This is a genomic window from Flavicella sp. (assembly GCF_037132785.1).
Lineage (GTDB): Bacteria > Bacteroidota > Bacteroidia > Flavobacteriales > Flavobacteriaceae > Flavicella.
This window is the reverse complement of record NZ_JBAHZZ010000024.1, coordinates 1-6,987: the sequence shown is the minus strand read 5'-3', so window position 1 is coordinate 6,987 and position 6,987 is coordinate 1. Positions and strand designations below refer to the sequence as shown.

The following is a 6,987-nucleotide window of genomic DNA, read 5'->3' as shown; positions in this document are numbered from 1 at the left end:
TAAATCACAAATGCTATCTGCAAAAGTAGGTGTTATTTGTAGTTTCATGGCTTGAATATACATCTTAATAAGCTAACAAACAATGATTTACACCCTAAGTTTGGGTCTTTGTTTTTGTCATGTACCTTGCAACGGTCTTATATGGTCTAAAAAAAACAAGGAAATTCAAGGAGCAATGACAATTTTTGCTGTTAACCTTAAATGAATAATAAGCTAATAGGTATAAAAGTTGTTTGAATAAACGGGGGAAACACCTCGATTTATCCGTTTTTTGACTTGATGTAAGAAAACACCAAAAATTAACAGGAAACAAAAAGCGATTAAGAAATATTATTTATTCCTTAATCGCTTTATAAAATTACTTTTAAAAATGAGATGCTTTTTCAGTGCCCTCACATGTGTAACGGCTGTTTTATATTACTTTTAAGTAAAAAAATATAATCAACCGAAAAAGACATCAACTCTAAAAGTTATGACGTTTTATGTTTTTTTAATAATTTACATTGCTGTTTTATAAATTGCAATTGCATCTTCAACCGTAACGTCTTTTGGATTACCTCCTGTACACACATCTTGAATGGCATTTTTAGCCATCGCCTCAAAATCTTCCTCTTTTACACCCAGTTCTTTCAATCCCGAAGGAATTCCTACTGCCGTAGATAATCTTTCAATTGCTTTAATAGCTGCGTTGGCACCTTCCAAATCACTCATGTCTACAACTACAACTCCCATAGCTTTTGCTACTTTTTTAAGTTTATAAGCGCATGATGGTATATTAAATCTTTCAACATGTGGCAATAATACTGCATTTGCAACTCCGTGAGGTAAATCATACACCCCTCCTAATTGATGCGCCATTGAATGAACAAAACCTAATCCTGCGTTTGAAAATGCCTGGCCAGCAATAAATTGTCCCCAAGCCATTTTGCTTCTAGATTCGATATCTGATCCATTTTTTACCGCTTGTTCTAAGCTAGCTGATATCAGCTTTATCGCTTCAATTGCTAAAGCATTACTCCATCCAAATGCTCCTTTAGCAACATAGGCCTCAATTGCATGAGTTAGAGCATCCATTCCTGTTGCAGCTGTTAAAGCTGCTGGTTTTCCGAGCATTAATTCAGGGTCGTTTACTGCTATAGATACTAAACAGTTTTTGTCTACAATTACCATTTTTACTTGACGCTTTACATCGGTAATTACATAATTAATGGTTACTTCACTAGCCGTACCAGCAGTTGTGTTAATAGCTATAATTGGCAATGAAGCTTTTTTTGATAAATTAGTTCCTTCATAATCCTTAACATCGCCTCCGTTGGTTGCTAATATTCCGATTGCTTTACCACAATCCTGAGGAGATCCTCCTCCTAATGTTAAAATAAAATCGCAAGAATTCTCTTTTAATAATTTTAGACCATTCGTTACATTTTTAACTGTAGGATTGGGACGAACTTTATCAAAAATGACAACTTCTATTCCAGATACTTTTAAAACATCTAATACTTTATCTGCTACGCCAATTTTAACTAATACTTCATCAGTAACGAAAAGAGCTTTTTTATAAGGAAGCGCTTTTAACTCTTCACCAAGATCATTTAATGCCCCTGGGCCGATTAAACTTAATGGTGGTAAATAAATTCTTCTACTTTGTAACATTTTTTTATTTTTTATTATATTCAGGTTCGTTTAAATATTCTTTCATTAATAAAGCTGCTCCTAAAGCACTTTCGTTTTTCCCATTAGGAATTCTTATAGTAACATTTGGCTTTAGCAATGATAGAAAATCAACGAATATTTTATTCTTATTAAAACCGCCAGATATATAAATATTTTTTAATGAATTATCTGTGTCTAAAATTAATTCAATTGCGTCCATCACTTTCTTACAGATATCGAAAACAAGCTGGTAATAAGCATGTTCATATGTGTTAAAATTATTTAAAACAGTAATATCAACAGTAAATTCAGTATCACTACCTTCAGCTAAGAAAACCTTAGTTGGATTTGAAATGATATTAGAACATAGTTTTTTATTGAGTTTTAAAGTTAAATGAGTATCCTCGTCTACATTAAAGTGCTTTGCAAGTGCTTTTACATAAACTTCGTGCATACGACCCAAAAACAGCATAGATGATTTTACCTGTTTCTTTTCAGGAGTCATAAAGCACAAACAATTATTATTTAATTGAAATTGGGTTAATGTTTCTTTGCTAAAAGGATTCATTGAAATAATCCAAGTTCCAGTAGATAAGAGTATAAATTCATTTCCTTCATTTTCCATTAACAAAGGAATTATAGAGGAAGAACTATCATGTAATCCAGAACCAACTGCGATTTGTTCTCCATTTATAGTTGCCATTATAGCCTCCTTTCCATTAGAAGGTTTTGGTAATCTTATCTGCTCATCTTTTAACCATTGATGATAATCCATTGAATCAAAATCCCAGATTGCGGTATGAGCTCCAACAGAAGTAAAATCAGAAGTTATTTTTTTAGTAAATAAATAACTCAAATATTGAGGATAATGTAATATAGTGTCTACCTTATCCCAAAAACGGGGTTTATTCTGTTTCAGCCAATACATTTGCAATCCTGCATTTAACATACCATAAGCAGGAGAAGCAGTTTTTCTAGAGAACTCTGAAACGCCTCCATTTTTATTATACAATTGATTAAAATCAATATCTTCTAAAGGTTTTAAATAATTATATAAAGGAGTAACTCTTTTCCCGTTTTTATCAAGATATACTACTGTTGCTCCATGAGTTGTAAAGTTTATAGCTTTAATAGTATAAATCTTTTCTTTCTGGATTTTTTTGATTTGATATTGAATCCATTTTTCAATGGATTCAATATCATCACAAGCATAATTATCATCATCAGTAATTTCGTCAAATCTTGTTGATTCAGTGAAGATTACTTCAAATTTTTCATCAAATAAAAATATTTTTTTATTTGTTTTTCCTATATCAATAACGGCTATTACACTTTTCATTTTGATGTAATTTATTCAGCTATTGCAATAAATAAAATAGCTTAATTTCTATTATTTATTTCCGTATAATGGGCCGTAATTTTCACAAGCTCTGTAATCTGAACCTTCAATATTCTCTCCAAATGCGGACCAAGAGGCTGGTCTAAAAATATCGTTTTCTTCAACATTATGCATGTTTACAGGAATACGAAGCATTGACGCTAATGAAATTAAATCGGCACCAATATGACCATGTGAAATAGCTCCGTGATTTGCGCCCCATTTAGCCATGACTCCATATACACTCTTAAAGTTTCCTTTTCCTGTAAGTCTTGGCACAAACCAAGTTGTAGGCCATGTTGGGTCAGTTCTCTCATCTAAAATGGTATGTATATCTTCAGGCAATTCAACACTCCACCCTTCAGCAATTTGAAGTACAGGTCCAATTCCTTTCACTAAATTAACTCTTGACATAGTTAAAGGAATGATTCCTTTTGTTTTGAATTGAGATGAAAATCCTCCTCCTCTAAAATATTCTCTAACTGCAGGTGGCCATTTTGTATTGTCCAAACATTTTTGAACCTCTTCTTCTGAGATATCCCAAAAAGGTTTCATCGTTGGATTACCATTTTCGTCCGTTTGCTGAGCTGTTGCGTCTAAAGTTGTGGATCCTGAATTGATTAAATGAATAATTCCGTTTTCGGCAATACCTGTTAGTTCTTTACCAGTAACTCTTGTTACCGATTCTGGACTCCAGTATGTTCTTACATCAGAGAATAGCTGCGCTTTATTAGAAAGCAAATGACCAAACAGCATAGAAACAGCATTCAAACAATCATTTTCAGTAGCAAGCATATAAGCTTGTCGAATTCCATTCCAATCAAATGAAGAATTTAAAATTGCCTCCGTAAAATCTGCATTTGGTTGATAATCTGTCCATTGACGCTGTCCTTGAAATCCTCCCATGATAGCATTCCTACCTTTAGACTCTTCCCCAAATCCCATTGTTTTCAATTTAGGATTTCCAATCATTAAGTCACGACAAATAATAGTCATTTTAATAACTTTCTCCCATTCTTGATCTTTAGTCTCTGCGTTTTTTTGAGTTTCAGGAGTATTATGATCCTTCCCTTCTTTACAATTTTCTTTTGTCCATGCTAAAGCTTTTTTAAACTCATCTTTATCATAAATACCTTCATCAATTCGTCTTAAAACCTCAACAGATTCGACAAATTCAGCTCTAACACCTAAATAGTCTTGCAAAAAATTTACATCAACCATAGAGCCTGCAATTCCCATTGAACTATAACCAATAGATAAATATGATTTTCCATTCATTTGAGCAACAGCTAAAGCAGCTTTTGTAAAACGAATAATTTTTTCTTCAACATCACTCGGAACACTTCTATCTCCAGCATCCTGTACGTCTTTTCCATAAATTCCAAATGCAGGTAATCCTTTTTGTGCATATCCTGCTAAAGCAGCAGCCAAATATACTGCTCCTGGTCTTTCAGTTCCATTAAACCCCCAAACGGCTTTCGGAATTAAAGGGTTTGTATCCATAACTTCTGTACCATAACCCCAACATGGAGTTACTGTTAAAGAAACTTCTACACCTTCACGTTTAAATTGATCAGCACACATAGCTGCATCTGCAACACCTCCAATTGTTGTGTCTGAGATTACGCACTCTACTTTTTCACCACTTGGAAATCGTAAATTATCTTCAATCAATTTTGCAGCTGCTTTTGCCATATCCATACATTGAACCTCCAATGACTCTCTTACACCTGCTTCACGCCCATCAATAACTGGGCGAATTCCTACCTTTGGTAATCTTCCTATTAATCTATTCATAGTTTGTTATATAAATTGTTCTAATTCTGTTAATTGCTCATTTGAAAGACCTGCTGGTTGAAATCCTGCTCCCCATGCGGTCAATAATAATTTTGCTCCTTTATTTGCTACATCTAAATAGTCCCAAGCTTTTTCTACGTCTTCTCCTGTAGAAGTTGCACCATGTTTTTCCCATAATGATACGTTCCTAGTTTTAAAAGCTTCAATAGTAACTTTTGCTAACTCTACTGTACTTGACAACGCATAAGGAGTACAATGAACACCTTTTGGCACAAAAACTTTAACCTCTGGACACATCATCCAGATTTGTCTGTTTAATTCTGCTTCATTATCAAATAAAGGGTGATGACTCATCACAATTAATTCAATAGGATGAGTATGGAGTACTGCTAAATGAGTTGGATTGTTTTGTGTGTTAAATAAGTGAATACTTGCGTGAGAAATTAATTCACAAGTAGGTCCAAAACCTTCTCTTTTTCCTCCCCAAATAATAGAATAACCAGTAGCTTCTTCATTGATATAAAGAATACATGCTGCTTCTTCTATATTATCGATCAAACTTCTTAAATAACATCCTGTACCAGTAATAAATAAAACATATCCTCCAACTTCTTTTGGAAACTCAAAAGGAACAACTTCTCCTATTCCTAGAACATCTTCTTTTTTAAAAAAGGATGTTAAGTTCAATGAAATATTACCTGCATTTCTTTCGGCCCATTCTCTTTGCCATAAATAACCTGCAACTTTTGAAATTTTATTGAGTTCTTTTTCTACCTCTACGGGGATTTTAATTGTATTCATAATTATTTTAGAATAAAAATTTATACAACAAATTTACTTCATCAAAATTGATCTGGAAATGTTTAAAATTCGTATTCTTGTATCTAATTTAAACGTATGTCATCAAAATGAAGTTCACTAAAAAAACAGAACTAGGTGATCCATCCTCTAATAAACAAGACTTTATAGATATAAATATAAAATTATCATGTTGTAGGTATTGGTTGTTAGATATGTGGGATTGTCATGATATGGTGTTCCCTTTTTGGAGAATTTATTGGAATAAAAATTTAGGAGGGGAGCTAAGACATCATAAGGGTATTTATAAAATGAGTCCTGATTACATTTATATTATTGCTCCTTTTACCTCCTTTTCTTCCCAGTTTTCAAAAAAACATGTATACAATACGGGAATTCATGTTTCAGGAAAACATTTAACAGATGATATTAATGAAGCTGATTTTGAAGAAAAATCACTATTCCATTTTTTTGTGCATTTTAATTTAGGAGTTCCTTTTGACCATGTGTATCCTGGGGTGTTTAAAATTAAATTAACGGATTATTTAAAAGATCGTTTACATTATTTAACGAAAAAATTGAAAATTGAAAATAAAAATTTTAAAATGACTTTCAATTTAAAACTACAGTCGTTTATTAAAGAGGCTATCTCCAATATTGGAGCCGAATTATGGAAGACAATAAATATTGATGAACGAGTACTCAATGTACTTCGCTATATTGAAATTAATATTCATTCAAAATTGAGTAATTCAAATTTAGCCGAAATTGTAAATATGGCTCCCAATTCATTTGCTCGTTTATTTAGAAAGGAAATGAACATTACGTTACATAATTTTATTCAAAAAAGAAAAATTGCTAGAGCATGTGAGCTGTTTGAACATTCTGAAAAAACCATTGAAGATGTAACATTTGATTTAAGCTTTTCAGATCGGTATCATTTTTCACGAGTGTTTAAATCTATTACAGGAATAACTCCTGCCGTTTATAGATCTGGAAGATATACTTAAGTTTTACATGTAAAATCTTAACTTACTTTAAAAAAGATCAACTAAAAATTGTAGAACGGAAACGTTGTTAAAAGTTTTACGCAGTTTTTATAAAGCATTATTGTTTTCTGCAAATTGGTAAAATTTCACTAGCAGATAAACGATATCTTTCAATCTCTTGAAGGGTTGCTATATCAGAAGACTTGACTTCTTCTACTTGAAAACCTATAGTTTTTAATTTGTCAAAATAATCTTTGCCATATACCCGTACATGGTCGTATTGTCCAAAATGTTTTTTTCGTTCCTCCGGTGACGTAATTGATAAATCTTCGTAAGTAGTATCTCTATCCAATTCTTGAGGAATTTGAAAAA

The 6,987-nt window shown here is 32.4% G+C and carries 5 protein-coding genes and 1 pseudogene; 1 reads left to right on the top strand and 5 read right to left on the bottom strand.

Features of this window, described 5'->3' with window-relative positions; all coding sequences use genetic code 11:
• Positions 1 to 498: 498 nt before the first annotated feature.
• Genes V5787_RS01620 through rhaD form a run of 4 tightly spaced genes read right to left on the bottom strand, consistent with a single transcriptional unit; the run spans position 499 to position 5,629 of the window.
• Entirely contained in the window at positions 499 to 1,653 is a 1,155-nt protein-coding gene (locus tag V5787_RS01620; RefSeq protein ID WP_336891543.1) for an iron-containing alcohol dehydrogenase, read from the bottom strand.
• Between the two features lie 4 nt (positions 1,654 to 1,657).
• Positions 1,658 to 2,992 carry an FGGY family carbohydrate kinase gene (locus tag V5787_RS01615; RefSeq protein WP_336891542.1) on the bottom strand — a complete coding sequence of 445 codons (1,335 nt, stop codon included), beginning with the start codon at positions 2,990 to 2,992 and terminating at the stop codon, positions 1,658 to 1,660.
• 51 nt (positions 2,993 to 3,043) lie between these two features.
• Positions 3,044 to 4,828 carry an L-fucose isomerase gene (locus V5787_RS01610; protein ID WP_336891541.1) on the bottom strand — a complete coding sequence of 595 codons (1,785 nt, stop codon included), beginning with the start codon at positions 4,826 to 4,828 and terminating at the stop codon, positions 3,044 to 3,046.
• Between the two features lie 6 nt (positions 4,829 to 4,834).
• Positions 4,835 to 5,629, bottom strand: a complete 795-nt coding sequence (rhaD, locus tag V5787_RS01605; protein ID WP_336891540.1) for a rhamnulose-1-phosphate aldolase — start codon at positions 5,627 to 5,629, stop codon at positions 4,835 to 4,837.
• A 107-nt stretch (positions 5,630 to 5,736) separates the two neighbouring features.
• Between rhaD and V5787_RS01600 the strand changes: the two genes are divergently transcribed.
• Positions 5,737 to 6,636, top strand: coding sequence for an AraC family transcriptional regulator (locus V5787_RS01600; protein WP_336891539.1), 900 nt, complete (start codon positions 5,737 to 5,739; stop codon positions 6,634 to 6,636).
• A 97-nt stretch (positions 6,637 to 6,733) separates the two neighbouring features.
• Here V5787_RS01600 and V5787_RS01595 read toward each other — a convergent pair.
• Positions 6,734 to 6,987: pseudogene (locus tag V5787_RS01595) on the bottom strand (SAM-dependent methyltransferase); the annotation flags it as partial.

Bases quoted from the DNA above. Each gene is read 5' to 3' on its own strand.
- V5787_RS01620 (WP_336891543.1), bottom strand. From the start codon at position 1,653: ATGTTACAAAGTAGAAGAATTTATTTACCACCATTAAGTTTAATCGGC.
- V5787_RS01610 (WP_336891541.1), bottom strand. From the start codon at position 4,828: ATGAATAGATTAATAGGAAGATTACCAAAGGTAGGAATTCGCCCAGTT.
- rhaD (WP_336891540.1), bottom strand. From the start codon at position 5,629: ATGAATACAATTAAAATCCCCGTAGAGGTAGAAAAAGAACTCAATAAA.
- V5787_RS01615 (WP_336891542.1), bottom strand. From the start codon at position 2,992: ATGAAAAGTGTAATAGCCGTTATTGATATAGGAAAAACAAATAAAAAA.
- V5787_RS01600 (WP_336891539.1), top strand. From the start codon at position 5,737: ATGAAGTTCACTAAAAAAACAGAACTAGGTGATCCATCCTCTAATAAA.